The organism is Enterobacter chinensis (assembly GCF_034008295.1).
Classification (GTDB): Bacteria; Pseudomonadota; Gammaproteobacteria; order Enterobacterales; family Enterobacteriaceae; genus Enterobacter; species Enterobacter chinensis.
In genome coordinates this window covers 289711-315835 of record NZ_JARDVI010000005.1, presented here as the reverse complement: position 1 = coordinate 315835, position 26125 = coordinate 289711, and the positions used below count along the sequence as shown (strand labels likewise).

Sequence of the window (26125 nt, the reverse complement as noted above, 5' to 3'; positions counted from 1 at the left end):
GGATGAACGAAAACGAGCAGCCTGCATTCTGGCCCGCCCAGGGGAATCTTCATCAGGGGCGGGTTTTTGTCCTTAAAGAGGATGTGATTTTTACCGTGCTGGCGCAGGAGGGCGGAATCGCCTGGATGCACGCGCGACATCCTCATTCCGGCGGCTCGTTCATTATCGCCACCGCGGTCAGCGACGAAGAGGAAGAGCGGGCCACCCGGCTGCTCAAAAACGAGTTTGCGCTGCGCGATATGCTGCAGGACAGCTGGGCCATTCGCGCCGTCGCGTCCACCCAGTACCGGGGGCGCTTCGCGCTGGTGTACGCCCCGTTTTCGTTTGAGCTGCTGGCGCGACGCGCGGGCAGGGCGATCTCGGGGATCGCACGCTTTATCGAGCTGGCGATCCAGATCTGCGTCCCCCTGCGCCAGATGCATCTGCAAAACCTGATCCACGGCGATATCAAGCCCGGCAGTATTTTTGTTCAGCACGATGCCACCTGCCGTCTGGGCAGCTTTGGCCTCTCCTGTACTCTCTCTGATGCGTTCTCCCAGACCCGGCTTGCGGTTTCAGGCGGTACGCCCGCCTGGATGTCGCCGGAGCACACCTCCCGCACCCAGCGTCCCGTTGATAACCGCAGCGATCTCTACAGCCTCGGCATGGTGCTGTATGAACTTCTGACCGGCCGCCTGCCGTTTGAGCTGGGGGAGGACGATCAGACCAACTGGGCGCATTACCATATAGCCTCGGAGCCGCTGTCCCCGGACGCGATCCGCCCGGACGTGCCGGGAATGTTGTCGACCATCATCCTGAAGCTGCTGGAAAAGCACCCGGATAACCGCTACCAGACGGTCGACGGGCTGATTGCCGATCTCCGCCGCTGCCAGGCGACGTTGACCTGCGAGGGCGAGATCGTCGCCTTTACCCCCGGCCAGCAGGATCGCACCCCGGCGATCCATCTGGCGGATTCCCTGTTCGCGACCCATCCGCAGGCGAACGACGTCATTGCCGCGTTTGAGCGGGTGGGGCAGAACCGGATGCCGGAGCTGGTGACGATCGGCGGGCCGTCGGGGATCGGCAAATCCTCGATCATCGCGACGGCGCTCAAAACGCTGCAGCAGCGCACGGTGCTGCTGGCGGTGGGCAAAGTCGATCAGTTTTCGCCGTCACTGCCCTACGGCGTATTAAGCTCCGCGTTCCGCACCCTGACGCTGCACCTGCTGGGGTTGCCGGCAGACGAGGTGGCGAAGTGGAAAATCCGCCTCTCGCGCGCCCTGGAGGGATACGAGGCGCTGGCCGTCAGCCTGGTGCCCGAGCTGGGCCTGCTGCTTGAGAGCAAGCCGCGCTTCTCGGCGGATACGTTTTCCATTGATGCCCGGGCGCGCTTCAGCCATATGGTGCTGGCGCTGGTGAAAACCTTTGCCTCGCAGGGCTGCCCGCTGGTGCTGGTGCTCGACGATCTCCAGTGGAGCGACGCCGCCAGCCTGCATACGCTGAACTATCTGCTGGTGAACTGCGGCGCAATCCCGCTGCTGGTGGTGGTGGCCCACCGCGATATCGGTTCGTTATCCGACCCCACGCTGCAACAGCCGCTGGCGAGCCTGCCGGAGGCGGCGCAACACGCGAGCGAGATTGTCCCGCAGGCGTTGTCTGTCAAAGCCGTGGCCCGCTGGCTGGCGACGGTATTTCGCACCCGCAGCGCGGCGACGACCGACCTCGCCACGCTGATCCATGAAAAAACCGGCGGCAACCCGCTCTTTGTGCACGAATTTTTCCGCCGCATCGTCGATGACGGGCTGGTGGTACATAACAAATATCAGGACAAGTGGCACTACGATCTGCAGGCGATCCGCGCCAGGCATTACACCGAAAACGTGGTTACCCTGGTGCTGGAGCAGCTTGAAGAGCTGCCCGACGAGACGCGCCACCTGCTGGGCAGCATCGCCTGCCTCGGCGGCACGGGCGAAATGGAGATGATGTGCCGCGTGGTCGGCCTGTCGATGGCGGAAATGCGCTATGCGCTGCACCCGGCGGTGATGGCGCAGCTCATCGTGCTGACGGAAAAAGAGTACGCCTTCACCCACGACAGGGTGCAGGAGGCCGCCTTTGCGCTGCTGGATCGGCATGAGAAAAGCCGCCTTCACCTGACGACTGCCAGCCTGCTGGCCGACGCCGCGCGGCAGGCGGCGGGAAACGAGCTGCTGTTCCGCGCCGTTCACCACGTCACGGCCGCGCTGGACAGCATACACCCCGCCCCGCAGCGCCAGAGGTTCCGCGAGCTGAGCCTGCTGGCCGCGCGACGCGCGAAGCGTTCGGGAGATTACCTTTCGGCGCTCGGCTATATCCAGACCGCCAGAGCGCTGGGCAACGCCGGGACGGTGTCAGATTTTATGCTCGATATCGAAGAGGCGGGCTGCGAGTTTGCGCTGGGGCACCTGGAGCGCACCCGCGAGTTGTGTGACGCTATCCTCGGCTGCCCCGGCGGGCTGACCGAAAAGGCGCTGGCGGCCAACCTGCTGGTGGAAGTCTACATTCGCCAGTCGGACAGCCGTCTGGCGCTGGAGGCGGCGCTCTGCTGGCTGGGGGTTTTTGGTATCCAGATTGGCCGCTATCCGGAAGACGCCGACTGTGACGAGGCCTGGGAACGCTTCTGCAACCGCGCGAATGACGCGCCGCAAAACCTGTTTGCCCCGCTCTCGCGAATGGAGAACCCGGAAACCGAAGCGGTGATGAACCTGCTCTACAGCGCCAGCATTTGCGCCAGCTTCATCTGCCCGCGCCTGCATTTCTTACTGCTCTGCCGCATGATGCACCTGACCCTCGACCACGGCATCACCGGTGCTTCCACCACGGCGATGGCCTGGTTTGGCGTGCTGATGGGCCACCGCTACGCCGAGTATCGCCTCGGGTTTCAGTACGGCACGCTGGCTCGCGAGCTGGTGAGCCGCCACGGCTACGATGCGTTTGAAGCCAAAACCCTGCTGCCGCTCGACCAGCTTAGCGTCTGGACCCAGCCTTTATCGTTTACCATCGAGTGTGCGAAAGCCTGCTTCAGCGCGGCGGTTACCCATGGCGATATGACGATGGCCTGCTTTGCGGCCTGCCACCAGGTGATTAACTTCCTCTCGCGGGGCGATCACCTGGACGGGGTGCTGACCAGCATCGATCGCGGCCTGGCGTTTGTGCGTAAAACCCACTTCCAGGACGTGGAAACCATTTTAATGCTCCAGCGCGGCTACGTTGAGTTCCTGCGCACGCCGGTCATCGGCACCTGGACCGCGTCGCAGGTATTGCCCGAGGCGCTGCTTCCCGCGTCGCCGGAGCAGGCCCCGGAGCAGACCTCCACCATGCTGTTCTGGTACTGGCTCTACCGGGGCATGGCGCACTTTACCTGCGGGGAGTATGCCGACGCGCAGGCGGATCTGGAGATGGCCGGCTGGTACGCGTGGTCTGCGCCGGGGCACATCCATCTGCTGGATTACCATCTCTACAGCGCCCTGGCGCTGTCGCGTCAGCTGACGCCGGAGACCTTCTCGGCGAACCACCGCCGCAGCATTCACGCCCACTACGACAAAATCGCCCTCTGGGCGCGCATTAATCCCGGCACGTTTGCGGATAAAGAGGCGCTGATCTATGCCGAAATCGTGCGTCTGGACGGGATGAACAGCATCGCGCTTGAGCAGTATGAGAAGGCGGTCCGGCTCTCCCGCGAGGGCGGGTTTAATCCGATCAACGCCCTGGCCCACGAGCTGGCGGGACGCTTTTCCCTGGCCTGCGGCTACCCGACCGCCTCGGACGCGCACTTCCGCGGGGCCATTGCCGCCTGGGGACGCGCGGGCGCGCAGGCCAAAATCCGCCAGCTGGAGCAGGATTTCCCGCATCTGCTGGCCTCGGGGCAGGCAAGCGCCTATGACACGGTGGCGTTCGCCCAGAATGAGACGATCCGCGATCTGCAGAGCGTCATCAAAGCCTCACGCGCGCTGTCGGAAGAGATCAACCTTGAGCGTTTAATCGAAAACCTGATGACGATCCTGCTCGAACGCGCCGGGGCGCAGCGCGGCCTGCTGCTTCGCGTGAACGATAACCTCATTCCGGAGATCGAAGCCAGCGCCTGGACCAGCACCGAGGGCGTGCGGGTGCGGATCCTGAAAGACGTGCCGACGGCGACCGACCTGCCGCTGTCGGTGCTGGCGGCGGTGATCCGCACCGGGCAGGAGATCCGCACCGGTAAACCGGAGGAGTTCCATCCCTTCAGTCAGGATCCCTATCTGGTGACCTCGGGGGCGGCCGTCATGTGCGTCCCGATGTTCAAACAGGCGCGGCTGGTGGGCGTGCTGTACCTGGAAAACCGCCTGATGCCGGAGGTCTTCACCGCCGAGCACTCGCGGGTGGTGAGCCTGCTGGGCGCGCAGGCCGCGGTCTCCCTGGAGACGGCGCGGCTGTACGCCGAGCTGCTGGCGGAGAACATCCAGCGCCGGCGGGTGGAAAAAGAGCTGCGCGCCAGCCAGACCTCGCTGATGCTGGGCGAGCAGATCAGCCACACCGGCAGCTGGCGCTGGGAGCTGGAGCAGGATCTGATGTTTGTCTCAGACGAGTACGCCCGCATTCTCGGCCTGCCCGAGCGGCAAAAGATGATCTCCATGGCGGAGTTTTTGACCTTCGTTCATGAAGACGATTACGCCCGCATCAGCGCCATCGTCACCCAGAGCGTGCGCGACGGGCTCTCCATGCGCGCGGAGTTTCGCGTGAAGCGTACCGACGGCTCAACGCGCTACATCCTCGGGATTGGCGATCCGGTGGGCGTGGGCAGCGAGGTGAATGAGTATTACGGCATCATCACCGACATCACCAGCCAGCGCGCCGCGGAAGATGCCATGCGGGTGGCGCAGGCGGATCTGGCGCGGGTGTCCCGCGCTACCACCGTCGGACAGCTGACCTCCTCCATCGCCCACGAGATCAACCAGCCGCTGATGTCGATCGTCTCTAACGCCGGGGCAAGCCTGCGCTGGCTTAACCGCGAACCTGCCCGTCTGGATAAAGTGCGGGAAGGGCTGGAGGAGATTGCCGAGGAAGGCGCGCGGGCGGGGGAGATCATTCGCAGCATCCAGTCCCTGACGCGCAAGCAGGATCCCACCTTCTCGCGCATCGATCTGCACTACCTGATCCACCATATCATCACGCTTTCGCGCAGCGAGCTGGAGCTGCGACATATTAGCGTTGATTATCTGTTGAAAGCGCAGGAGAGTTTTGTCACCGGCGATAGCGTGCAGATCCAGCAGGTGCTGCTTAACCTGGTGATGAACGCGGTAGAGGCGATGGCCGAGGTGACGGATCGCCCCTGCACCATCACCCTCAGCACCGACAACGCGGACGGGAAAGTTATCGTCGAGATCGCCGATACCGGCAGCGGCATTGAGCCCGAGCGGCTGGAGCAGATTTTTGACTCGTTCTATTCCACCAAAGCGCAGGGAATGGGGATGGGGCTGACCATCAGCGCCAGCATCATTGAGCGCCACTGCGGGAAGCTGAGCGCGCGCCGCCGCGAGCCGCACGGCACCGTGTTTGCCTTTGCGCTGCCGCTGGCCGAACAGGGCGCGTAAACGTTACTCCGCAGGCTGGCTTTTGGTCAGGCGCTCAACGGCCCTGACCAGCTCTGCCACGGAGCGCACCTGCATTTTCTCCATCACGCGGCGGCGATGCACTTTCACCGTGATCTCGCTGACGCCCAGCTCGGCGGCAATCTGCTTGTTCAGCATGCCGCTAATCGCCAGCGTCAGCACTTCGTGTTCGCGCGGCGTGAGGGACATATGCCGCTGCTTCAGGGCGTAGTGCTCTTTATTTCGCACGGCGTTGTGTTCCGCCAGTCGAAGCGCGGATTCAATGGCGTCGATAAGCGCGGCGGATTCAACGGGCTTGGTGAGAAATTCGTAAGCGCCGCCTTTTATGGCGCGCACCGACATCGGGATGGTGCCGTGGCCGGTGAGGAAAATAATCGGGATCTCGCGCCCGCTGTCTTTGAGCGCGTCAGCCACCTCAAAGCCCGAGATGGCAGGCATTTGCATGTCGAGGATCACGCACGACGGCAGCTCCTCAAACCGGTGTTGAAGAAATGCTTCTGCCGAGGAAAAGCCGATGGCGTTTAAGTCTGCCGATTCCAGCAGCCCGATTACGGACTGCCTGACTGCGTCATCGTCATCAACCACATACACAATGTGTTCCATTCACCGCCCCGGTGCTGATTTACATGTCGAGGATGCAAACAGTCCCGACGATTACGTAAGAGACTGTTTATGCTGACTTTCATCTTAACACATTAACTATCATTATCATTTAACAATATGATAACCGTATGAAGATGAAGTATAGCGAGCCGTAGCAGGGGCGGTTAAGGAACGAAACGCTGATTTTATGCACCGACAAGCTCAATGCGGTTGCCGTCCGGATCCGCAATCACCGCTTCATAAAACCCGTCCCCGGTCATGCGCGGGGCGCTGAGCAGCGTGCCGTTTGCCTGCGCCCGCTCTGCCATGCTGTCCACCTGCGCCCTGCTGCCGACGTTAATGGCGATATGCGCCCAGCCGATAAACTCCGGGTGTGACGGCGCGCCTGGCAGGTCCGGCAGCGTCATCAGCTCGATAGTCGGTCCGTCATCCAGCGTAATAAAATGGGATTCAAACCCCGGACGATTTTGACTGACGTAGCGTTCATTGCTACGGCCACCAAACACCGTTTCCCAGAATTGAACCTGTGCCTTGAGGCTGCGGGTCCAGAGTGCGACATGTGCAATATTCATAATAACCCTCGTTGTGTGTATTGCGCGGTTATGCAACATTATGCGCATTGATACTCGATTAGACTTTTACAGGGACTTCCTATGCTCGATTATGCTGCTTTTCCGGAACAACGACAAGAGCGGATCCGTCAGATCCTTCAGCAGAGCGGAAGGGTGGTCTGTACCGAGCTGGCGAGCCAGATGAACGTGTCCGAGCACACTATTCGTCGGGATTTACATGAGCTTAGCAAAGAAGGGATCTGTAAAAAGGTCTACGGCGGCGCGGTACTTCAGCTGCCTGACGCGGGGAATTTTTTCAGCCGCGAACAGAAAATAAGTGCAGAAAAGAACACAATCGCGCAGAAAGCAGCAGCGCTGGTTAAGCCTGGCGGCTGTATTTTTATCGACGCGGGCACGACCAACCTGGCGCTGGCGAAAGCCCTTCCGGCGGATCTTCGCGTTACGGTAGTCACCAACTCCCCGGCGATTGCCGCGGAGCTGCTGCATCATCCGCTGTGTGAAGTGATTGTCACCGGCGGGCAGATCCAGCGGACCTCCGGCGGCGCGGTGGACGCCACGGCGGCAAGCCAGATTCAGGGCATTATCTTCGACCAGGCGTTTATCGGCGGCTGCGCGATGGACCCGGAGATGGGGCTCACCGGGTTCGATTTTGCCGACTGCGCGTTCAAAAAAGTCGCGATCGCCCAGAGTAACCAGACCATCGTGGCCCTGACCGCCGACAAGCTGCCCGGCGTGGCGCGCTATGTGGTGGCGACGAGCCGTGACATCGATGTGCTGGTGGTGGAAGAGGGGATGGAAAAGGGCGTTCTCGACGCGTTTGCGGCGCAGGAGGTTCGCATTGTGTGCGCCTGAGGACTTTCACGGGTAAAACAGGCTACACTCTGGTTTTGAGCGCTAAATGCTGAGGACATAACAATGCACTACACACTGAAAGAAAGTGACAAGGATAAAGCGGAAGGGTCAAACGGCACGGGTGCGCTGCAGCAAAAACTGCTGGAGTCCCGTTCGATTGTGATCTCCGGTGAGATTAACCAGGAGCTGGCGCAGAAAGTGATCACCCAGATGATCCTGCTGCAGAGCGTCAGCAACGATCCGATCAAGCTGTACATCAACAGCCAGGGCGGCCACGTGGAAGCGGGCGATACCATCCACGACTTTATCAAGTTCATCCGCCCGGAAGTGCACGTCATCGGCACCGGCTGGGTGGCAAGCGCCGGGATCACCATCTTCCTGGCGGCGAAAAAAGAGCACCGCTACTCGCTGCCAAATACCCGCTTTATGATCCATCAGCCGCTGGGCGGCGTGCGCGGTCAGGCGACGGATATTGAGATCGAAGCGCGCGAAATCATCCGCATGCTGGATCGCGTGAACAAGCTGATCGCTGACGCCACCGGGCAGCCGCTGGAAAAAGTGAAAAAAGACACCGACCGCAACTTCTGGATGTCTCCGGCAGAAGCGCTGGACTACGGCATCGTGGGCAAGCTGATTACCCATTATGACGAGCTGAAGCTGGATTAAGATTTTATCGCCGTGTACGTGTCGGGTGGCGGCTACGCCTTACCCGACCTACACGCCCTCGTTTGACCCATGACAAGTTCCCCCTCTGCCTTCTTGCCTATAATCGCGCCTGTTTCCCCTCTCACTGGTGCTACCCATGGCGTATCAACTGAACCTGAACTGGCCGGAATTTCTTGAAAAATACTGGCAAAAAAAACCCGTTGTGCTGAAAAATGCCTTCCCGAATTTTGTCGACCCGATTACCCCGGACGAGCTGGCAGGCCTGGCGATGGAGCTGGAAGTCGATAGCCGCCTGGTGAGCCATTTCAACGGCAAATGGCAGGCCAGCAATGGTCCGTTTGAGCACTTTGACGATCTGGGCGAAACGGGCTGGTCGCTGCTGGCGCAGGCGGTAAACCACTGGCATATGCCCGCGGCGGAGCTGGTGCGTCCGTTCCGCGTCCTGCCGGACTGGCGTCTGGATGACCTGATGATCTCTTTCTCTGTCCCGGGCGGCGGCGTTGGCCCGCATATCGATCAGTATGATGTGTTCATCATTCAGGGGATGGGAAGCCGCCGCTGGCGCGTGGGCGACAAGCTGCCGATGCGTCAGTTCTGCCCACACCCGGCGCTGCTGCATGTGGATCCGTTCGAGCCGATCATCGACGAAGATCTGGCCCCGGGCGATATCCTCTACATCCCACCTGGATTCCCGCACGACGGCTTTACCCATGAGACCGCGCTGAATTACTCCGTCGGCTTCCGCGGGCCAAACGGCCGCGATCTGATCAGCAGCTTCGCCGATTACGCGCTGGAAAACGATCTGGGCGGCGAGCACTACAGCGATCCGGATCTGACCTGTCGCGAACACCCTGGCCGCGTGGAGCAGTACGAGCTCGATCGCCTTCGTCAGATGATGATCGACATGATCGGTAAGCCGGATGATTTCACAAAATGGTTCGGCAGCTTTGTCTCCACGCCGCGTCACGAACTGGATATCGCCGCCGCCGAGCCGCCGTATGCGCCGGAAGAGGTGCTGGACGCATTGCAGGGCGGCGAAACGCTGTCTCGCCTGAGCGGCCTGCGCGTGCTGAACATTAACGGCAGCTTCTTTATCAACAGCGAACAGCTGGAAACGGTAGACGCGAAGGCGGCGGATGCGCTGTGCCGCTACACCGAGCTGGGCCAGGCTGAGCTGGGCGATGCGCTGAACAACCCGGCGTTTGTTGAGGAGCTCACCGGGCTGATTAACCAGGGGTACTGGTACTTCGACGAGTAGTGCGGTCTGTCGCCCGGTGGCGCTGCGCTTACCGGGCCTACAACGGCAAGAACGTAGGCCGGGTAAGGCGAAGCCGCCACCCGGCAAAAAACTACTCCTCCATCGCAATCACGATCGCTTCTCCCATCTTCCTCAACGCCTCGCGATGCTTATCCGTTGGCGGCAGCGCCACGTTGAGCCGCAGACAGTTGCGGTACTTTCCGGAGGCGGAAAACAGCGACCCGGCCGCGGCCTGGATCTTCAGCCGACACAGCTGCTTGCTGACGCACACCATATCCACCTTTTCCGGCAGTTCAACCCACAGCAGGAAGCTTCCCTGCGGGCGCGTGACGCAAATCTCTGCCGGAAAATACTGTCGCACCCAGCAGGTATAGGTTTCCATATTCTGCTGATAAATCTGGCGCATACGGCGTACGTGGCGATGGTAATGGCCGTCGCGGACAAACGCCGCCACCGCCATCTGCGTGCCCGGCACGTTAAACCCGCCCGCGGCGTATTTCATGTGCATCACCCGGTCGTAATAGCGCCCCGGCACAATCCAGCCGACGCGCAGGCCCGGCGCCACGGTTTTGGTAAACGAGCTGCAGAGGATCACGCGACCGTCGATATCCATTGAATGAATGGTGCGCGGGCGCGGGTACTCTGCGGCCAGCTCGCCATAAATATCGTCCTCAACAATCACGATATCGTGCCGCTGGGCGAGGGCTAAGACCTGCTTTTTCCGCGCTTCCGGCATGATAAAACCGAGCGGGTTGTTGCAGTTGGGCACCAGGATCACCGCTTTGATTGGCCACTGCTCCAGCGCCAGCTCTAACGCCTCAATGCTGATCCCGGTTTCAGGATCGGTGGGAATTTCAATGGCCTTAATGTCGAAGCCGCGCAGCATCTGCATGGTGCCGTGAAACGATGGCGATTCTACCGCCACGATATCCCCCGGTTTGCACACCGAGAGCAGGGCGATCGACAGCGCGCCGTGGCAGCCGTTGGTGATCACAATCTCGTTCGCTGCCACGGTCGAGCCGCCGTCCAGCATCAGGCGGGCGATTTGCTCGCGCAGCTCCAGCCGCCCGTCAAGCACGTCATAGCTCAGCATCTCGCCCGGGTTATGTTGCGCAATGCGGCTCATCTCGCGCCACAGCGGCTTCAGGCTGGGCTGGTTAATGTCCGGCGAGCCGCCGCCAAAGGAGATCATCTCTTTGTCGGCGCGGGCATCCAGCAGCATCATCACCTCATCCCACTGGGTGACGTCCACGGGACGCTGCACCGGGCGCGTCATGGCCGGGACGGGCGGCTGCGCTTTGCGCTGCGAAACAAAATAGCCGGAGCGCGGCTGAGGGGTGATCAGCTGGAGGTTTTCGAGGATCTGATAGGCCTGCTGTATGGTGCTGATACTCACGCCGTGTTCCTGGCTCAGCGTGCGTACCGACGGCAGACGTTCGCCGCTGCGATACAGCCCCTGTTCGATACGTTCTGCCAGAAGGTTGGCCAGATGTTGGTAGCGTGTCATGCTGTATCCTTTGTTTTCACCATACAGATTGTTAAACCAGTACAGATTGATGGGTAAACCGCCATGCAGATACCGTTTTAGCGGATCTGTATGGTAAACAAAAGCAGTTTTTGAATCTGTATTGTACAGGCCATTTTCCGTGATGATATGCCCACTGGCACAGCGAGGAGAGCATCATGGAATTCTACGAGAATCGTTCAAAACGTCCGTTTATCGCGTTTGTCTGGGTAGCGAAAACGCTGCGTAACTGGTATCGCATCCACCGTACCCGCCGCATTCTGAGCCAAATGAGCGACGAGCAGCTCAGGGACGTTGGGTTATCGCGCAATGATATTTAAACCGTAGGCCGGGTCAGGCGCAGCCGCCACCCGGCGATGTTTAGCGCCGATCCTGTAGGCCGGGTAAGGCGAAGCCGCCACCCGGCGATGTTCAGCTCAACAGCTCAAGCGTCTGCCGTTTCGGCCTTTCCAGCAGCGCCACCGCCTCCTGATACGACCGCACGTTGTTATAGCCCATCACCAGCCCGTAGCGCTTCCCGGACCCGCGATACCACTCGGAAAGCGCATTGACCTGCAGCTGCTGTTCCTGCCAGCAGCGCGCCACGTCACGGTCACCGCTTCCTTTGGTGAGAAACGCCACGATATGCATCCCACCGTCGTTTTGCTCGGTGAAAAACAGATCGCCATAAACCTCCTGCAGGGCGGCAATCATCCAGTCGCGGCGGGTCTGATACAGCGCGCGCATCTTCTTCAGGTGACGGAAGAAATGCCCTTCGTTGAGAAACGCGGTGAGGATCTTTTGCGTCAGCACCGGCTGGCCGCTGGTGGTGATGTCCGCGCAGTCGGTAAAGACCCCGACGGTGCTGGCGGGCATCACCACGTAGCCCATACGCAGCGACGGCATAATGGTTTTACTGAAGGTGCCCATAAAAATCACCCGGTCGTGTGGGTCGAGGCTTTTCAGCGACGGCAGCACCTTGCGGGTGTAGTGAAATTCCCCGTCGTAATCGTCTTCAATAATCCACGCGTCGTTCTGGCTGGCCCAGTCGAGCAGCTGCTGCTTACGCGGCAGGGAGAGCGTAACCGCCAGCGGGCTCTGGTGCGACGGGGTCACGATGGCAAAACGGGCGTCGCGATGGTGACGGAGCAGGTATTCCGTGTCGATGCCGCTGCGATCGACCGGCACGGTGTGCAGGCGTGGCACGATCCGCTTGAGCAGCTGCTGGCCCATAAAATAGCCCGGATCTTCAAACACCACCTTGTCGCTGCGGCTGGCAAGCGTGTCGAGGATCAGGCGCAGGCTGCCGCTGTAGCCGCTGGTGATCAGCACCTGCTCGGCGCTGCAGGAGAGCCCGCGTGAGATGTTGAGATAGCTGGCGATGGCCTGGCGCAGCGGATACCAGCCCAGCACCGGCGGGTTAAGCATCTCTTCCTGGCGCATGGAACGCGTCGCCTGGCCTGCCAGCAGCAGCCATTTTTTATAGGGGAAGCTGTCGAGGGAAGGAATGCCGGGGCGCAGAAATCCCGCTCTCTCTCGCTGGCTGATAAGCGATGCCGGGAGCGTGCCGGTGGGCTGTTCCGTCGGTGGACTTTTATCCGGCAGCAGTAAATCCGGGTTCACCCGCGTGCCGCGTGCCCCCTGGCTTACCAGATACCCTTCGCCCGTCAGGATGGCATATGCCGTTTCGACGGTTTTGCGCGCCACCTTCAACTCTTCGGCCAGCACGCGGATGGCAGGGACCTTATCGCCCGGCTTCAGCACGCCGCGCGTGATGTTGTCGCGATAGCGGGAATAAATCTCGTGATAGCCCGGCTTCATGTCCTACCTCGTTTCACGCTTTTTGTGTCTTTTTACTATGTCATGAACGGCGTAGATTTGCCTCATCGCATGACACATACAGTATAAATTAGAGGAAAGACCATGAGCACTCGCGTCAACCACCATAAAGTCACACCTGCCCTCGCTAACGCGCTGTCTGCCCTGAGCATGGAGGTGGCAAAAACCTCCATCGACCCGGCGCTGAAGCACCTGATCGACATTCGCGTGTCGCAGCTGAACGGCTGCACCTTCTGTCTGGATATGCACTCGAAAGAGGCTAAAATCGCCGGCGAGCGCGAGCTGCGTCTCTACCATCTGGCGGCCTGGCGCGAGTCTCCGCTGTTCAGCGCCCGTGAAAAAGCGGCGCTGGCGTTCTCCGAAGCGCTGACCCAAATCGGCGTTCACGGCGTGAGCGATGCGCTCTATCGCAGCGTGGCGGAGCATTTCTCCGACGTGGAGATTTCAGAGCTGAACTTCGCCATCGTGGCGATCAACGCCTGGAACCGTCTGGGGATCACGTCCCGCATGGCGCCCGGCGCGCTGGATGCGGCTTACGGGCTGAACAAAGCTAACCTGGAATAATTCCGCGCTCGCGGATCATCGCCACCAGCGCCCGCAGCCCCGGCGGGACGTGGCGATGGCCAGCGTAGTACAGGCGCAGCCCGGCAAACGGCTGCGCCCAGTCGTTTAACACGCTCACCAGTTCTCCGCTTTTCAGCTCGTCCTGAATATAGAGTTCCGGTAAAAACCCCACACCTAAACCTGCTTTCACGGCGCGGATCGAGGCGAAAAGATCCGAGGTGGCAAAGCGCGGCGGCACGGCAAGCGCGTACGTTTCCCCCCGACGGGCCAGCTCCCAGCGGTAGATCCCGCCGTGGGCCATGCGCATGCCGATCCCCTGATGCTGGAGCAGATCGTCCGGCGTCTCGGGTATACCGTGACGGGCGAAATAGTCCGGCGTGGCGGTGACAAGCTGGCGGATCTCACCGGTCAGCGGCACGGCGATCATATCCTGCGGGACGGACTCTTCGAGGCGGATCCCCGCGTCATAGCCTTCCGCGACGATATCGATCATCCTCGCTTCACTCACCGTTTCAACGCGCATTTTCGGGTAGCGGATCATGAAGTCGATCAGCAGCTGGTCCAGAAACAGCGTGCCGATATGGTTCGGCACGTTGAGGCGCAGCGTGCCGGCGGGTTCCCCGGTGTCGCTGTGGATCTCCTCCCCGGCGAGACGGATCTCCTGCAGAGCCGGGCCAATTCGCGCCACGTAGCGCTGCCCGGCGTCGGTGAGGGCCACGCTGCGGGTGGTGCGGTTGAAAAGGCGCGTCTCAAGGCGGCTCTCCAGCCCGGCGATGGCGTTGCTGACCGCCGTGGCGGACATCCCCAGCTCCTGCGCCGCGCCGCGAAAGCTGCCGCGCCGCACCACCGCCATCACCACTTCCAGCTCTGTCAGACCTGAACGATGCATAGATTATCCTGAAAATCGAAACAACCCTTGCAGCATAGCGTGGATTATCGCAACGGAGAAGCCGTGCCAGACTGTGCCCACACGGCCTGAGGAGGGTTATATGCACAACATCGAACAGATCTTTATCAACGGCGAGTTTGTTACCCCGCACGGTAGCGAACGTTTTGACTTGTACAACCCGGCAACGGCAGAGGTTATTGGTCAGGTTCGCCTGGCGGATGAGGTTGACGCCGAACGCGCTATCGCGGCGGCGAAAGCGGCGTTTCCGGCGTGGTCGCAGACCACAAAGCAGGCGCGCATTGCCGCGCTGAAGCGCATGCATGCCGCCGTAGTCGCCCGACATGACGATCTGCTGGAAGCGGTAATCGAAGAGTATGGCGCGCCGGCCTCGCGCTCGGCGTGGATGGCCAGCTACCCGGCGGATGTGATTGCCCAGGCCATTGAAGCGCTGGAGGCGTTTGAGTTTGTCACCACCGCAGGTGCCGCAACGGTACAGATGACGCCGCTTGGCGTGGCCGGGCTGATCACGCCGTGGAACAGCGATGCGGGGTTTATCTGCGGCAAACTGGCGGTTGCGCTCGCGGCGGGCTGCACGGCGGTGATCAAACCGAGTGAAATGAGCGCGCTGCAAACGCAGATCGTCACCGAAGCGCTGCGCGATGCCGGATTACCGCCGGGCGTGTTTAATATCGTCACCGGACGCGGCGATACGGTGGGCGAAACCATTAGCCGTCACCCGGGCGTCGCGAAAATTTCATTTACCGGTTCGACGAATACCGGCAAGGCGATCCTGCGCAACGCGGCGGAAAGCTTTAAGCGCGTGACGCTGGAGCTAGGCGGTAAATCGCCGACGATCCTGCTGGATGATGTGGATTTGACTCAGGCGATCCCGCTGGCGATTCAGGCCGGGTTTATGAACAGCGGGCAGGCGTGCGTGGCCGGGACGCGTATTCTGGTGCCCCGGTCGCGTCAGACTGAAATTGAAGCCGCGCTGGCGCAGGCCGTGGCGGCGGTGAAATCCGGCGACCCGCGCGATAGCGCAACAGAGGTTGGCCCGATGGTCAGCGAGAAGCAGTGGCAGCGGGTGCAGGGGTATATCCGCAAAGGGATCGAAGAAGGGGCGCGCCTGCTGGCGGGCGGCGAAGGGCGACCGGACGGGACGCGAGACGGCTGGTTCGTGCGTCCGACGCTGTTTACCGACGTGAACAACCAGATGACCATTGCCCGTGACGAGATCTTCGGCCCGGTGCTGTGCGTAATCCCCTATCGTGACGAGGCGGAGGCTGTCGCCATTGCCAATGACACAGAATACGGCCTGAGCGCGATGGTTCTGGGTCGTGATTCAGAGCGGGCTCGTCGCGTGGCGCAGCAGATAGTCTCCGGCCGCGTGCTGGTGAATACCCTCGCTCATGAACCGAAAGCGCCGTTCGGTGGCTTCAAACACTCAGGCGTGGGGCGCGAGATGGGCGAGTGGGGGATCCGGGCGTTTATGGAGCCGAGGTCAATTCTCGGTTAGCTCTGCCTATGGATAGCACGCCCCGCTTGCCGGGGCGTTACGGGCTGGGATCACTCTTCAAACACGTTTTCAAAGGTTTTCGTCGGTAAGAACAGTGTGAATTCATTCTCTGCCAGGAGCGGTATGAACCCCAGCCTGAGGTAAAAATCTTTGGCTTTATGGTTGAGTGCTTCGACAAACAGGCCATGAATGCCGACGGCAAAGGAGGCTAAATAAACGGTCTTCATGGCATGGATAACGAGTAATTCGCCATATCCTTGCCCCTGAATACGTTTATCAATCGCCAGACGGCCAAGGGTAACGCTCGGCACATTTTTATAAGGAACACGTTTTTGCTGTGTTTTTGAGGGCAGGTAAGCCTTTTCAAAACAGCTTCCGGAGAGCGTGTAATAGCCCAGAATACGCGGTTTTGACTCTCGTGTGGTGAGAACATAACCCCGCAAAAACTTTCCGCGATGCTGGCGTTTCAGGTGCTCCGTCAGAAAGATATTAAGGCTCTCTTCTCCGCAGTCGAAATGGCTTACGTCGTACTCAACGTCTTCTGAAAAAATCCCTATCTTCACGTCGTTCACGTATTACTCCATATCCCGGAGACGCTTAGCCGCTCGCTTCAGGTGGTCATTAGGCGCAGGCGGATTGCTTATGGCATCCATCACCGTATTCCAGGATGCTTCGCTAAGGACCAGGCGGCGGTGCTGGTCAATTACCTCTGCTGCGCGTTCAGAGGCTGTGCTGACCATGAATTGTGAAATCGACTGGTTTGTCATTGCCGCCGCTTCTTCGATCATATTTTTGTCATCTTCGGTTAACCGGAGATCGATGCGCTGCTTCTTCAGTGCTGACATGGTTTCATTCTCAATCTTTATCCAGGCTTTACGCCTCGTTTTACAGGCAAAATTACTGTACGGCATTTATCCGTACAGTAATCATCATAAGTGCGTCATCACGGGAATTCAACGAGAAGTTGAGCGCAGTGCCATCCGGCACAACATTTCGCTCCTTACCGAAGCATTGTGCTTTTTCCCCCTGCATTCTCTCCTCACCCTCATAATGGAGAGACACCCATGATCGCAGTCCTTTTCGAAGCCAAAGCGGAACCTCATCATCAGGCGCGCTACCTGCAGCTCGCCGCCGAACTCAAGCCTTTGCTGGCGGACATCGACGGCTTTATTGATATCGAACGTTTTCAGAGCCTGACCACCGACGGCAAAATTCTCTCGCTCTCCTGGTGGCGTGACGAAGAGGCTATCCTTCGCTGGAAGCAGAACGCGTTTCACCAGGCGGCGCAGGCCGAAGGGCGGGAGTCGATTTTCGCGTACTACCGCATTCGCGTGGCGCAGGTGGTGCGGGAATACAGTTCCGAAACCGGAGGGCATGCTGATGTATGACGTTCATGTGATTTTTAGCGATATCCCCGGTGAACTGGCGCGCTTTGGACAACTGCTGGGCCGCAGCGGCGTGGGGCTGGAAGGCGGTGGCGTATTTGGCACGCATGCCCACTTCCTGGTGGAAGAGGGGGAAAAAGCCCGTCGCGTGCTGACCGATGGCGGGTTCAACGTGCAGGCCGTACGCAAGCCGGTTATCAGAAAACTCAAGCAGGAGCGGCCCGGCGAGTTGGGCGAGCTAGCGGCCGCGCTGGCCGCAAAGGGCGTGTCTATCCTGACCCAGTACAGCGATCATGCGAATCACCTTATTCTGCTGACGGATGATGATAAGCTGGCCGCAGAGATCACCGAACCCTGGGCGACGAATGTTAAAGACGAGCTTACCCCCTGATAACAGCGCGGCGCTGGAGCAGGCCATTGCCGCGGTGGCGGCTGCAATGGCCGATCCGTCGCGGGTGAAAATGCTCTGCGCGCTGATGGACGGGCGGGCGTGGACGGCTACCGAACTGAGCGCTGCGGCAGACGTTGCGCCGTCGACCGCCAGCGGGCATCTCGCCCGGCTGGTGGAAGGGAAGTTGATCACCTGCCTGTCTCAGGGGAGACACCGCTATTATCGCCTTGCCGGGCCCGACGTGGCGGCGCTGGTCGAGCAGATGATGGGGCTCTCCTGGAGCCGCATTGCGCCGCCGGAAACCACCGCCCCGAAAGCCCTGCGTGAAGCCCGTACCTGCTACGACCATCTTGCCGGAACGGTGGCGGTGCAGATCTATGAGTTCATGCAGGCAGAAGGCTGGCTTGAGGCAGACGGTTCTGCGCTGACGCTGTATGGCCGGGAGCAGTTCCTGAAACTCGGCATTGCGTTAAGTGTTCATCCCCGTCGCAAGGCCTGCTGTGCCTGCCTGGACTGGAGCGAGCGGCGGTTTCATCTTGGAGGCGAAGCCGGCGCGGCGCTGCTCATGCATCTGGAAAGTAAAGGTTGGATCCAGCGGGTGGCGGGGTATCGGGAGGTGGTGGTGACGGCTTCAGGAAAAGTTGCCGTCAGGAAGCATTTTAGCCGCTAAACTCCGCTGCGGATGATGCCCTCACTCCGACTCTCTCCCACAGGGCTGGAGTACCCCCTATTGCTACAGAAAGCCTGTTCCAAAAACAGGCTTTCTGTACAATAATTCTCTACACCCAAACTGACCCAGGCTGGTGGGTTAAGGAATATTCGTCCTGACGGCAGAAAAGGAATATGCAATGGATATCGCTCTTTTTCCGGGGCAGAGTCGGCGCCAGTGGGCTGATACGATGATCAATCTGGAAGCCCGAAAGCTTGTGAATACCGCAAATACCGTCGCGGCCATGCACCTCAGTGATTCACTGACCCGTCTGAAATTCGTGGATGAGATAAGACAGGTTGTCATGCAACAGTTTGACGCGGCGAGGAGAGCAAGGAGCGATGAAGAATGCATTACCTGCCTGAAAAAACTCAGGGCTGAGAATGAGTTCCTGCTTGAACAGTCGCGCATGCTGAAAACCGGTTATGCCCGAATCTACGCTGAAATTCAGTATGTAACAGAGCAGAATAAAATTGTCGGATACTTCATATCCGGGATTAAGGTCGTTCTCGCCGGCGTTCAGGCTATGTTTGGCGGTGTTATGATCGCAACTATGACGCCTGCTGGTATGCTTGCCGGTGCCGTTCTGGTCGGTGATGCCCTTAATACGGTATCACGGGAGGCAGCCCGCCAGCTCCTGAATGAACCTGCTTCAGAGGGGATCCTGGCGGACGGCGCTATGTCCGTAGCGGAATTTATGGGCTTCAGCCGCGATGTCGGCCTGGGGATCTTTAATGCAACCACGCTTGCAGCCAACGTTTATGGTGTGTTTGGTCTGACCGGGAAAGCTGAGGCCTGGCGTCTTTTCCGTTATCTTCCCGGAGACTATTTCCGCAAGGTGGAAACTATGTCTCCAGGCAAACTGACGATGAAGGTTCTGGGATGGGGGGTCAGTGCGAAGGTGGTACTGGAACTTCTTACCCGTGATGACCGGAGTCGCTGATATGTGATCTCATCAGCTTCCATGATTTATAGCCAAGTCTGACCGGCATCACCAGAAGCAGCACAATCAGCAGAAAGACGACGGCAATCACACAGGAGATAACATGGCTGGCGCTGCCAAAGATCACGGTGAGCAGGGTGATTATGGCCATCCCGCCGGTGATCCAGGCTACCGACAGGAAATAGCCGGCCAGATCCTTCAGAACCTTTTCCTGCGAGTCCCCAGTCGCCTGGTGACGTTTGATTCTCTCGATATCCTTACTGGTGAATCCTGCCGCGATAAGTTCCTGGTCTTTCACTGTCATTCACGTCTCCTTTAACCTGATAAAAAGAATACACTATTTAAAAGTTCCGTTCCTTCCTGCTTTTGTCTTCACCTGTCCGGATTATTGTGCCGTTGCCGTTAAATGATGTGGTTGGCAGGCTACAGGGCAGAAAGGCAGTGTTTACACTGGCACTATCAGGCAAGCAGCATCAGGCACAGGCGGGTTCTGCCATACCTGAGTCTGGCAGAAGAAGTTATCCGGCATGAGCATATTACTGGGGATCCCTCAGCCCACCGGGAGCGAGAGATATCCTTTCACAATTCCTGCTCTTTCGCCTCGCGTTTCTTGATACTTACCCTGATAACTATTATCGTGGCCGCGTGTGACGAGAGGTTTCCCCATGAGTGAAGAAGAACTGTTCTGCCGCAGGCCGATGGGCATGCGGATGGCGATGATTGTGCGCCAATGGCGCGCCGTCATCGACGACGCCATTCTCGATACCGGGTTAACCCAGTCGAGCTGGACGGTGATGATGCAGCTGCATCAGCTTGGGGATAACGTCTCGGTGAGTGAGCTGGCGGAGATGCAGGGCATTGAACTGCCGCCGCTGATGCGCACCCTGACACAGCTGGAAAAACAGGGTTACCTGCTGCGCACCGTATCGCCTTATGACAAGCGCATCCGGCTTCTGACGCTGACGCCTGAGGGAAAAGCCATATTAAAAAGGCTCACTCAGGTGATTGAGACATATCAGGCGCGCGTATCGCAAAACATCGCGCCTGAACATATCGACATTTTCAGCGCCACCCTGAATCAAATCGCCTGCAATTTGCGGACAATCCGCGAAGAAGATAACAAGACCGAAAAATAATGACTCCTGAACAAAAGTTTGCCCGCTGGGTAAGGGTGAGTATTGCCTCTTTCCTGCTGATGTTTGTCTACTTTGTCATCGCCGATATCTGGATCCCGCTGACGCCGGACTCTACCGTGATGCGCGTGGTAACGCCGGTTTCTCCGCGCGTCTCCGGCTATGTGGCGGCGGTACATGTCCACAACAACAGCCAGGTGAAGCGGGGCGATCTGCTGTTTGAGCTCGATGACACGCCGTTTCGCAATAAAGTGGAAGCGGCGCAAATCGCCCTCGAGCAGGCTCGCCTTTCCAACGAACAGCTGGACGCGCAGATCGCTGCCGCGCAGGCCAGCCTGAAAACCGCGGTGCTGACCGCGCGTAACGACAAAGTGACCTTCGATCGCTACCAGAAGCTGAGCACGTTACAGAACGTCTCGCAGGCGGATCTGGATAAGGTCCGTACCGCCTGGCAGAGCAGCGAGCAGTCCGTCAGCTCGATTCAGGCGAATATCCAGAACCTGCGCATCCAGCGCGGCGAGCGGGATGAGCACCGCAACGTGACGCTGCAAAAATACCGTAACGCGCTGGATGAAGCGGAGCTGAATCTCGGCTGGACGAAGGTCTACGCCCTCGCGGACGGTACGGTCAGCAACCTGCAGTTAAGCCCCGGTTTTTATGCCTCCTCTGGCTCGGCCGCGCTGGCGCTGGTGAACAATCAGACCGATATCGTGGCCGATTTCCGCGAGAAGAGCCTGCGCCATACCCACCAGGGCACCGATGCCGCCGTGGTGTTTGACGCCTTGCCGGGGCACGTTTTCCGCGCCCACGTGACCAGCAGCGACGCGGGGATCCTCGCCGGTCAGGAGGCCGTTAACGGCCAGCTCTCCGAGCCGGAAACCTCTAACCGCTGGGTACGTGATGCCCAGCGGATGCGCATTCATGTTGCGCTGGACGAACCGCTGCCAAAGCATCTGCCGACCGGCGCCCGCGCGACCGTGCAGCTCTACAACAGCGAAGGTCCGTTTGCGCGCTTCTTCTCCGGGATGCAAATCCATCTGGTGAGCCTGCTTCACTATGTCTATTAGCACCCTGGCGCGGGTGTTTACCCCGCACGGCAACATCGTCTACACGGCAAACGACTTTCGCCAGACCCTGCGCATCGTCTTTGCCGGGATGATTGCGCTCAGCATCTCCAGCTTTTACAACACCAGCTACGGCGTCTTTTTCGTGGTCTACCCGATCATGCTGCTGTCGCTGGTCCCGGTGTTTAACCGCCACGTGGCGAAGCAGTTTATCTTCAGCGCATCGCTCAACTGCGTGGAAATGGTGATAATCATCGGCTATCTGTCGCAATGGCCGGTCATCATGACGCTGGTGGTGTTTGCCCTGTACGTGATGCGCTTTCGCTTTATGAGCAAGGGGCCGCTGTTTCTGTTCGGTTCAATGGGCGTGGTGTGCCAGAGCGTGATGCTCAATTTTATGAGCTACCCCACCACCAACTGGCACACGCTGCTGTTTTCTAACATTGAAGCAAGCGTCATGGCGGTATGCCTGAGCGCGCTGATGAACTATCTCCTGCCGGATGTGGAGCCGCGCAAGCCGCCGCCGCTTATCGAGAAAGACGATGCTCGCGTGCGCCACGAGTCGCTGCTCTCCGGCACCGTCGCGACGCTGATTTTCGTCGTTTTTCAGATGAGCGATTTAAGCGATTCGCTCTCGGCGCTGATGGCGGGGATTTTGATTCTGTTCCCGATGCACTATCGCGGCGCGGTGATGAGCTCCATCTGGCGCGTGGTTGGTGTGGTGCTGGGCTGTCTCTATATTCTGGTCGTCCAGCTTATCCTCTACGACCACAGCAGCCATATGCTGCTGATGATGCCGCTGATCGGCCTCGGGCTGGCATTTGGCGCGCGGCTGCACGTGATGGAAAAGGTCGGTGCCGGGGTGGGGTTCTCCAGCATTACGACCATCGGCATTATGTTCGGGCAGAACATGCACCCGGACAGCGACCTTGTGTTCAGCGATCTTTATCGCATCACGTCCGTTACCTTTTCGCTGGTGGCGACGCTGACGATGGTCTTTCTGGTACACCTGATCCTCAACCGATTCGCCCCCACGCGCTACGTCATTCAGAGGTGATAGCGTATGCCGCCGCTGAAGCTCCAGTCCTCAGCGGCCGTAAACTGGATAACGACCATCACGTCCGCGCCGTCGATACCCATCTTCAGATTCAGTTCCGTAGCCAGCTGGCGGTACAACGCCGCTTTCTGTTCTTCGCTCCTCGGCTTACCGGCAACGATATTGAATAATATCGCCCCCTCCGTTCTGCCCGGACTGAGATAGTGCCGATCAATGTATCGATCCCCGGCAGCGAAGCATTCAAAAAAATGAAACCGGTCCTGCGCGGGAACGGCGAAGGTCTCCGTCAGCGCCTGATGCAAAATGTCCGAGATGTGTTTCTTTTGCATCTCGCTATAGCGGTCACCCGTCATGATACGGACAAACGGCATTATCGTTTCTCCTCAGCAAGGCAGGCCAGAGCGCTGACGGCCGCAGGCCAGCCTGCGTAAAACGCCAGATGGGTAAACGCCTCGGCAATCTCTTCGTCAGTAACGCCGTTTTGTCGGGCGTAGTCGATATGCCAGGGGATCTGTGCGGTGCGCCCAAGCGCCGTCAGGGCAGCAAGGGTGATCAAGCTCCGCTCCCGCGGGGACAGCTGTGGGCGCTGCCAGATATCGTCAAAAAGCACCTGCTGGCTGAGTTCCGCCAGTTTAGGTGATAGCTGCGCCAGTGTGTCGCGATGTAATGTTGTGCTCATTTTTTCCTCCTGTTGTCTGGTAAAGACTCTCGCAGGGTGCCACCATAAATAAAATCGCAATGTTTTTGATTAAACGTCCTGAAAATGAGGATGGTATGGATAAACGACTTTTGGCATTAGACCTGGACGCGCTGCGCAGTTTTGTGGAGGGGATCCAGTCCGCCAGTTTTGCCGAGGCGGCGGGCAGATTGTGTCGGTCCACATCTGCGGTCAGCGCCCAGCTAAAAAAGCTGGAGCAGCAGTGCGGTGTTGCGCTCACCGTGAAGCAGGGCCGTACGCTGGCATTGACCTCCGCGGGTGAAATTCTGCTGAGCTACGCCCGACGCATGCTGGCGTTAAATGATGAGGCGCTACGGGCAATAAAGGGCGAGTTGCTTCAGGGGGAAGTTCGTCTGGGAATGCAGGAAGATTTCGGCGAGTCCGTGATGCCGCAGATTCTCGGCGAGTTTAACAGACAGCACCCTGAACTGCGGATAACCGCACGCGTCGATCGCAACCAGCCGCTGCTGAACGGCGTGGCGGCAAACGAACTCGATCTTGCGCTGGTCTGGCAGGAAGGGCGAGAAGGCGGCTATGTGCGCAGCGAACCGCTTGCATGGGTTTGTCGATCCCGCGAGGATATCGAAGGGTATCTGCGCCGGGGTGAGCCGCTGCCGCTGGTGATGTTTGACGCGCCCTGTATCCTGCGCAGCAGGGCCATCGCGGCGCTGGATTCGGCTGGCATTCCCTGGCGTATCGCCTTTACCAGCCATAGCCTGAGCGGGCTGTGGGCGGGAGTCAGCGCGGGGCTGGGTATTACGCTCCGCACGCGTATTGGCCTGCCTGATACGCTACAGGTCGACAGCCGTTTGCTGCCGGATGCAGGGGAGCTGGGGATTGCGCTGCATCAGGGAAATATCCCGGCTGATGCAGCTATAAGCAGGATGCGTGAACTGATCTTCAGTACGCTCAATGGATAAGCGTCGGAATTTGCGAGAGTAAAAACAGGATCAGACCAATCGTCCCGCCCACCAGCGTACCGTTGACGCGGATAAACTGCAGGTCCTTGCCGATGTTGAGCTCAATCTGGCGGGACATGTCTTTGGCATCCCAGCTTTTGACCGTGTCGCTGATGTGGCGAGTAAGAAACGCCGCGAAATCCGGCGCGAGGCGGTGCGCGGCCTGTTCCAGATGCTCGTTCAGCGATGCCCGCAGGCTGGCGTCGTGCGTGAGCGTTTCGCCAAACCACAGCCCGGCGTTGGCGATGCGCTGCTTCACGCGCGAGTCCTCACTCTGCATATCCGCCTTCAGCCACTGGCGCAGGTCGGCCCACATCTCGCCCAGGTAGCGATTAAACGCTTCGTCATTTTTCAGGTAGTGCTTGATGTTGTCGGCTTTCTCCGCCATTTCCGGATCGTTTTTCAGGTTGTCGATAAGCTTCAGCGTGGCGCGGTCAAACGCCTGGCGGATCTGGTGCGTGCGGTCGTGGCTGATGTCGTCCAGCAGCGTGTTCACCGCGTTCGATACCATCTCCGCACTCTGGTCCCCCAGCCACTCGGTGGGCAGCACCATCGCCTTGCGGGGATGCTCGGTCTTCAGCCAATGGACAATCTGGTCGGCAATAAAGTCCCGCGTGCTTTCTCGCTGAATCAGGGCGATCAGGCGGTTGATGATGGCGTCCAGCAGCACCTGGTGGCGGTTGTTTTTGGTCATGCTCTCCAGCATCACGGCGCTGGTTTCGGTGAAGTCGACCTTGTCGATGGCCTTATGCACCGCGCGTTTGAGCAGACGCTGGATGCGCCCGTCGTCGGTCAGTTCGAGAAAACCGCTCATCACCTGCATCAGATGCAGCCCGACGCGCTGGGCGTTTTCAGGCTTGCTGAACCAGGCACCGATCATCTGTGCAGGTTCATAGCGGCGGATCAACGCCACCAGCGACTGGGTATCCAGAAACTTCTCCTGCACGAACTGGCCGAGATTGTCGCCGATTCGGTCCTTATTGCGCGGAATAATCGCCGTATGGCGCGAGATAAACGGAATGGGCACCCGGCGGAACAGCGCGACCACGGCAAACCAGTCAGCCAGCGCGCCGACCATCGCCGCCTCGGCAATGGCCTTCACGCCGCGCACCCAAAAGGTCTGCGGCAGGAACAGGGTGGTGATAAACGCCGCGGCGGCAACCAGCAGCAGCGACAGCGCCAGCAGCTTGGCGCGTTTGAGTTCAGCTATTTTTTCCATGGGTTAAGGATAGAGGGAGACGGGGGGAATGTGCAAAAACCGCCACAGCACCCACCCACCAAACCCCATCAGCACCACCCCTGCCGTCCGCTCAATCAGCCAGAGCGAGCGGCTGAGCTTCTGTTGAACCGCGGGTAGCCCCATCAGCGACACCAGCGCCAGATCCCATGCCAGCACCACCAGCACCATCCAGAGGCCGCAGGTCGACTGCTGAAGCAGCGTGACGTCCGGCCCCAGCAGCGCCGTCATCAGCGCCAGATAGAACAGCGCGTTCTTCGGATTGAGCAGCGCCGAACCGAGCCCCAGCAGGATCTGCTTACGCAGCGGGGGAAAGCGCTGGTGAGCTTCATTCAGCACCAGCACTTGAGGTCGGCTGCACACCAGATGCGAACCTATCCAGAGCAGGTACAGCGCGCCGCAAAGCTCGATAAGCGTAAACAGCCACGAAAACTGGCGCAGCGCGCTCCAGCCGATAATCACCAGCAGGATGTACACCCCGTTGCCCGCAGTGATGCCGAAACACAGCCCGGCGCTGCCGCGCAGTCGGTAGCGCGCGGCGTAGCCCACCAGCAGGAAAAAATCCGGACCCGGGCTTAACAGGGCAGCAAAATGCGCCAGCGCCAGGGCGAGAAAAGCGGAAGGGAATAACAGTTCCATAGCAACCTCACTTTAAAAATCTGA

Annotated in this window: 27 protein-coding genes; 15 read left to right on the top strand and 12 right to left on the bottom strand. The window is 59.5% G+C overall.

Going from position 1 to position 26125, the window contains the following annotated elements; all coding sequences use genetic code 11:
• The first annotated feature begins 2 nt into the window (after positions 1 to 2).
• Entirely contained in the window at positions 3 to 5585 is a 5583-nt protein-coding gene (locus PYW49_RS16605) for a trifunctional serine/threonine-protein kinase/ATP-binding protein/sensor histidine kinase (protein ID WP_320386989.1), read from the top strand.
• Between the two features lie 3 nt (positions 5586 to 5588).
• Here the strand turns inward: PYW49_RS16605 and PYW49_RS16600 are convergent, their stop codons facing one another.
• Both PYW49_RS16600 and PYW49_RS16595 read right to left on the bottom strand, forming a co-directional pair.
• The gene (locus PYW49_RS16600) at positions 5589 to 6206 is read right to left on the bottom strand and encodes a response regulator transcription factor (protein WP_134349524.1); all 618 of its coding nucleotides are present in this window, start codon (positions 6204 to 6206) and stop codon (positions 5589 to 5591) included.
• Between the two features lie 185 nt (positions 6207 to 6391).
• The gene (locus PYW49_RS16595) at positions 6392 to 6778 is read right to left on the bottom strand and encodes a VOC family protein (RefSeq protein ID WP_134349525.1); all 387 of its coding nucleotides are present in this window, start codon (positions 6776 to 6778) and stop codon (positions 6392 to 6394) included.
• Positions 6779 to 6859: 81 nt separating this feature from the next.
• Between PYW49_RS16595 and PYW49_RS16590 the strand changes: the two genes are divergently transcribed.
• The 3 genes from PYW49_RS16590 (at position 6860) to PYW49_RS16580 (ending at position 9554) form a co-directional block, all read left to right on the top strand.
• Positions 6860 to 7630: a DeoR/GlpR family DNA-binding transcription regulator gene (locus tag PYW49_RS16590; RefSeq protein WP_320386988.1), complete on the top strand. Its 771-nt coding sequence runs from the start codon at positions 6860 to 6862 to the stop codon at positions 7628 to 7630.
• Between the two features lie 63 nt (positions 7631 to 7693).
• Complete coding sequence (locus PYW49_RS16585) at positions 7694 to 8296, top strand: ATP-dependent Clp protease proteolytic subunit (protein WP_047346219.1); 603 nt, start codon at positions 7694 to 7696, stop codon at positions 8294 to 8296.
• 136 nt (positions 8297 to 8432) lie between these two features.
• Positions 8433 to 9554: a ribosomal protein uL16 3-hydroxylase gene (locus PYW49_RS16580; protein WP_320386987.1), complete on the top strand. Its 1122-nt coding sequence runs from the start codon at positions 8433 to 8435 to the stop codon at positions 9552 to 9554.
• 91 nt (positions 9555 to 9645) lie between these two features.
• On the opposite strand, the gene PYW49_RS16575 is transcribed toward PYW49_RS16580, so the two are convergent.
• Entirely contained in the window at positions 9646 to 11061 is a 1416-nt protein-coding gene (locus PYW49_RS16575; protein ID WP_320386986.1) for an aminotransferase-like domain-containing protein, read from the bottom strand.
• Between the two features lie 176 nt (positions 11062 to 11237).
• Here PYW49_RS16575 and PYW49_RS16570 point away from each other — a divergent pair, with 176 nt between their 5' ends.
• The gene (locus PYW49_RS16570; protein WP_134349529.1) at positions 11238 to 11399 is read left to right on the top strand and encodes a DUF1127 domain-containing protein; all 162 of its coding nucleotides are present in this window, start codon (positions 11238 to 11240) and stop codon (positions 11397 to 11399) included.
• A 91-nt stretch (positions 11400 to 11490) separates the two neighbouring features.
• Here PYW49_RS16570 and pdxR read toward each other — a convergent pair whose 3' ends face one another.
• The gene (gene pdxR / locus PYW49_RS16565; RefSeq protein WP_134349530.1) at positions 11491 to 12879 is read right to left on the bottom strand and encodes a MocR-like pyridoxine biosynthesis transcription factor PdxR; all 1389 of its coding nucleotides are present in this window, start codon (positions 12877 to 12879) and stop codon (positions 11491 to 11493) included.
• Positions 12880 to 12981: 102 nt separating this feature from the next.
• On the opposite strand from pdxR, the gene PYW49_RS16560 reads away from it, so the two are divergent.
• The gene (locus PYW49_RS16560; protein ID WP_134349531.1) at positions 12982 to 13461 is read left to right on the top strand and encodes a carboxymuconolactone decarboxylase family protein; all 480 of its coding nucleotides are present in this window, start codon (positions 12982 to 12984) and stop codon (positions 13459 to 13461) included.
• On the opposite strand, the gene PYW49_RS16555 is transcribed toward PYW49_RS16560, so the two are convergent.
• Positions 13448 to 14350 (bottom strand): LysR family transcriptional regulator, encoded by a 903-nt coding sequence (locus tag PYW49_RS16555; RefSeq protein WP_134349532.1) that lies wholly within the window; start codon positions 14348 to 14350, stop codon positions 13448 to 13450. The genes PYW49_RS16560 and PYW49_RS16555 overlap by 14 nt on opposite strands.
• A gap of 100 nt (positions 14351 to 14450) precedes the next feature.
• Between PYW49_RS16555 and PYW49_RS16550 the strand changes: the two genes are divergently transcribed.
• Complete coding sequence (locus tag PYW49_RS16550) at positions 14451 to 15866, top strand: aldehyde dehydrogenase family protein (protein WP_320386985.1); 1416 nt, start codon at positions 14451 to 14453, stop codon at positions 15864 to 15866.
• A gap of 50 nt (positions 15867 to 15916) precedes the next feature.
• On the opposite strand, the gene PYW49_RS16545 is transcribed toward PYW49_RS16550, so the two are convergent.
• Both PYW49_RS16545 and PYW49_RS16540 read right to left on the bottom strand, forming a co-directional pair.
• Positions 15917 to 16438 carry a GNAT family N-acetyltransferase gene (locus PYW49_RS16545; protein ID WP_320386984.1) on the bottom strand — a complete coding sequence of 174 codons (522 nt, stop codon included), beginning with the start codon at positions 16436 to 16438 and terminating at the stop codon, positions 15917 to 15919.
• A 3-nt stretch (positions 16439 to 16441) separates the two neighbouring features.
• Positions 16442 to 16711: a type II toxin-antitoxin system TacA family antitoxin gene (locus PYW49_RS16540; RefSeq protein WP_134349535.1), complete on the bottom strand. Its 270-nt coding sequence runs from the start codon at positions 16709 to 16711 to the stop codon at positions 16442 to 16444.
• A 219-nt stretch (positions 16712 to 16930) separates the two neighbouring features.
• Between PYW49_RS16540 and PYW49_RS16535 the strand changes: the two genes are divergently transcribed.
• The 4 genes from PYW49_RS16535 (at position 16931) to PYW49_RS16520 (ending at position 19294) form a co-directional block, all read left to right on the top strand.
• Positions 16931 to 17254 (top strand): antibiotic biosynthesis monooxygenase family protein, encoded by a 324-nt coding sequence (locus PYW49_RS16535; RefSeq protein ID WP_134349536.1) that lies wholly within the window; start codon positions 16931 to 16933, stop codon positions 17252 to 17254.
• The gene (locus tag PYW49_RS16530; RefSeq protein ID WP_134349537.1) at positions 17247 to 17642 is read left to right on the top strand and encodes an amino acid-binding protein; all 396 of its coding nucleotides are present in this window, start codon (positions 17247 to 17249) and stop codon (positions 17640 to 17642) included. Before PYW49_RS16535 ends, PYW49_RS16530 begins: the two co-directional genes overlap by 8 nt.
• Positions 17617 to 18312 (top strand): ArsR/SmtB family transcription factor, encoded by a 696-nt coding sequence (locus PYW49_RS16525; RefSeq protein WP_320386983.1) that lies wholly within the window; start codon positions 17617 to 17619, stop codon positions 18310 to 18312. The genes PYW49_RS16530 and PYW49_RS16525 overlap by 26 nt, the downstream gene beginning before the upstream one ends.
• Before the next feature lie 178 nt (positions 18313 to 18490).
• Positions 18491 to 19294, top strand: coding sequence for a DUF4225 domain-containing protein (locus PYW49_RS16520; protein ID WP_320386982.1), 804 nt, complete (start codon positions 18491 to 18493; stop codon positions 19292 to 19294).
• Here PYW49_RS16520 and PYW49_RS16515 read toward each other — a convergent pair.
• Positions 19269 to 19598, bottom strand: coding sequence for a hypothetical protein (locus PYW49_RS16515; RefSeq protein WP_320386981.1), 330 nt, complete (start codon positions 19596 to 19598; stop codon positions 19269 to 19271). The genes PYW49_RS16520 and PYW49_RS16515 overlap by 26 nt on opposite strands.
• A gap of 361 nt (positions 19599 to 19959) precedes the next feature.
• Between PYW49_RS16515 and PYW49_RS16510 the strand changes: the two genes are divergently transcribed.
• From PYW49_RS16510 to PYW49_RS16500, 3 genes are read left to right on the top strand one after another with little or no spacing between them, the layout of a single operon-like run.
• Positions 19960 to 20430, top strand: a complete 471-nt coding sequence (locus PYW49_RS16510; protein WP_320386980.1) for a MarR family transcriptional regulator — start codon at positions 19960 to 19962, stop codon at positions 20428 to 20430.
• Entirely contained in the window at positions 20427 to 21494 is a 1068-nt protein-coding gene (locus PYW49_RS16505; RefSeq protein ID WP_320387073.1) for an HlyD family secretion protein, read from the top strand. Before PYW49_RS16510 ends, PYW49_RS16505 begins: the two co-directional genes overlap by 4 nt.
• Positions 21484 to 22548 (top strand): DUF2955 domain-containing protein, encoded by a 1065-nt coding sequence (locus tag PYW49_RS16500; protein ID WP_134349543.1) that lies wholly within the window; start codon positions 21484 to 21486, stop codon positions 22546 to 22548. Before PYW49_RS16505 ends, PYW49_RS16500 begins: the two co-directional genes overlap by 11 nt.
• Here PYW49_RS16500 and PYW49_RS16495 read toward each other — a convergent pair.
• On the bottom strand, positions 22539 to 22919 hold the full coding sequence (locus PYW49_RS16495) for a tautomerase family protein (RefSeq protein WP_134349544.1): 381 nt from the start codon (positions 22917 to 22919) through the stop codon (positions 22539 to 22541). The two genes, PYW49_RS16500 and PYW49_RS16495, sit on opposite strands and share 10 nt — an antisense overlap.
• Positions 22919 to 23227 (bottom strand): carboxymuconolactone decarboxylase family protein, encoded by a 309-nt coding sequence (locus PYW49_RS16490; protein WP_134349545.1) that lies wholly within the window; start codon positions 23225 to 23227, stop codon positions 22919 to 22921. Before PYW49_RS16490 ends, PYW49_RS16495 begins: the two co-directional genes overlap by 1 nt.
• A 95-nt stretch (positions 23228 to 23322) precedes the next feature.
• On the opposite strand from PYW49_RS16490, the gene PYW49_RS16485 reads away from it, so the two are divergent.
• Complete coding sequence (locus PYW49_RS16485) at positions 23323 to 24186, top strand: LysR substrate-binding domain-containing protein (RefSeq protein ID WP_320386979.1); 864 nt, start codon at positions 23323 to 23325, stop codon at positions 24184 to 24186.
• Here the strand turns inward: PYW49_RS16485 and PYW49_RS16480 are convergent.
• On the bottom strand, positions 24176 to 25444 hold the full coding sequence (locus tag PYW49_RS16480; protein WP_320386978.1) for a DUF445 domain-containing protein: 1269 nt from the start codon (positions 25442 to 25444) through the stop codon (positions 24176 to 24178). The two genes, PYW49_RS16485 and PYW49_RS16480, sit on opposite strands and share 11 nt — an antisense overlap.
• Positions 25445 to 25447: 3 nt before the next feature.
• Positions 25448 to 26101, bottom strand: coding sequence for a LysE family translocator (locus PYW49_RS16475; RefSeq protein ID WP_320386977.1), 654 nt, complete (start codon positions 26099 to 26101; stop codon positions 25448 to 25450).
• Between the last annotated feature and the right edge of the window lie 24 nt (positions 26102 to 26125).

Coding starts and splice junctions, on each gene's coding strand:
- PYW49_RS16605 (WP_320386989.1), top strand. CDS start 3: ATGAACGAAAACGAGCAGCCTGCATTCTGGCCCGCCCAGGGGAATCTT.
- PYW49_RS16600 (WP_134349524.1), bottom strand. CDS start 6,206: ATGGAACACATTGTGTATGTGGTTGATGACGATGACGCAGTCAGGCAG.
- PYW49_RS16595 (WP_134349525.1), bottom strand. CDS start 6,778: ATGAATATTGCACATGTCGCACTCTGGACCCGCAGCCTCAAGGCACAG.
- PYW49_RS16590 (WP_320386988.1), top strand. CDS start 6,860: ATGCTCGATTATGCTGCTTTTCCGGAACAACGACAAGAGCGGATCCGT.
- PYW49_RS16585 (WP_047346219.1), top strand. CDS start 7,694: ATGCACTACACACTGAAAGAAAGTGACAAGGATAAAGCGGAAGGGTCA.
- PYW49_RS16580 (WP_320386987.1), top strand. CDS start 8,433: ATGGCGTATCAACTGAACCTGAACTGGCCGGAATTTCTTGAAAAATAC.
- PYW49_RS16575 (WP_320386986.1), bottom strand. CDS start 11,061: ATGACACGCTACCAACATCTGGCCAACCTTCTGGCAGAACGTATCGAA.
- PYW49_RS16570 (WP_134349529.1), top strand. CDS start 11,238: ATGGAATTCTACGAGAATCGTTCAAAACGTCCGTTTATCGCGTTTGTC.
- pdxR (WP_134349530.1), bottom strand. CDS start 12,879: ATGAAGCCGGGCTATCACGAGATTTATTCCCGCTATCGCGACAACATC.
- PYW49_RS16560 (WP_134349531.1), top strand. CDS start 12,982: ATGAGCACTCGCGTCAACCACCATAAAGTCACACCTGCCCTCGCTAAC.
- PYW49_RS16555 (WP_134349532.1), bottom strand. CDS start 14,350: ATGCATCGTTCAGGTCTGACAGAGCTGGAAGTGGTGATGGCGGTGGTG.
- PYW49_RS16550 (WP_320386985.1), top strand. CDS start 14,451: ATGCACAACATCGAACAGATCTTTATCAACGGCGAGTTTGTTACCCCG.
- PYW49_RS16540 (WP_134349535.1), bottom strand. CDS start 16,711: ATGTCAGCACTGAAGAAGCAGCGCATCGATCTCCGGTTAACCGAAGAT.
- PYW49_RS16535 (WP_134349536.1), top strand. CDS start 16,931: ATGATCGCAGTCCTTTTCGAAGCCAAAGCGGAACCTCATCATCAGGCG.
- PYW49_RS16530 (WP_134349537.1), top strand. CDS start 17,247: ATGTATGACGTTCATGTGATTTTTAGCGATATCCCCGGTGAACTGGCG.
- PYW49_RS16525 (WP_320386983.1), top strand. CDS start 17,617: ATGTTAAAGACGAGCTTACCCCCTGATAACAGCGCGGCGCTGGAGCAG.
- PYW49_RS16520 (WP_320386982.1), top strand. CDS start 18,491: ATGGATATCGCTCTTTTTCCGGGGCAGAGTCGGCGCCAGTGGGCTGAT.
- PYW49_RS16515 (WP_320386981.1), bottom strand. CDS start 19,598: ATGACAGTGAAAGACCAGGAACTTATCGCGGCAGGATTCACCAGTAAG.
- PYW49_RS16510 (WP_320386980.1), top strand. CDS start 19,960: ATGAGTGAAGAAGAACTGTTCTGCCGCAGGCCGATGGGCATGCGGATG.
- PYW49_RS16500 (WP_134349543.1), top strand. CDS start 21,484: ATGTCTATTAGCACCCTGGCGCGGGTGTTTACCCCGCACGGCAACATC.
- PYW49_RS16495 (WP_134349544.1), bottom strand. CDS start 22,919: ATGCCGTTTGTCCGTATCATGACGGGTGACCGCTATAGCGAGATGCAA.
- PYW49_RS16490 (WP_134349545.1), bottom strand. CDS start 23,227: ATGAGCACAACATTACATCGCGACACACTGGCGCAGCTATCACCTAAA.
- PYW49_RS16485 (WP_320386979.1), top strand. CDS start 23,323: ATGGATAAACGACTTTTGGCATTAGACCTGGACGCGCTGCGCAGTTTT.
- PYW49_RS16480 (WP_320386978.1), bottom strand. CDS start 25,444: ATGGAAAAAATAGCTGAACTCAAACGCGCCAAGCTGCTGGCGCTGTCG.
- PYW49_RS16475 (WP_320386977.1), bottom strand. CDS start 26,101: ATGGAACTGTTATTCCCTTCCGCTTTTCTCGCCCTGGCGCTGGCGCAT.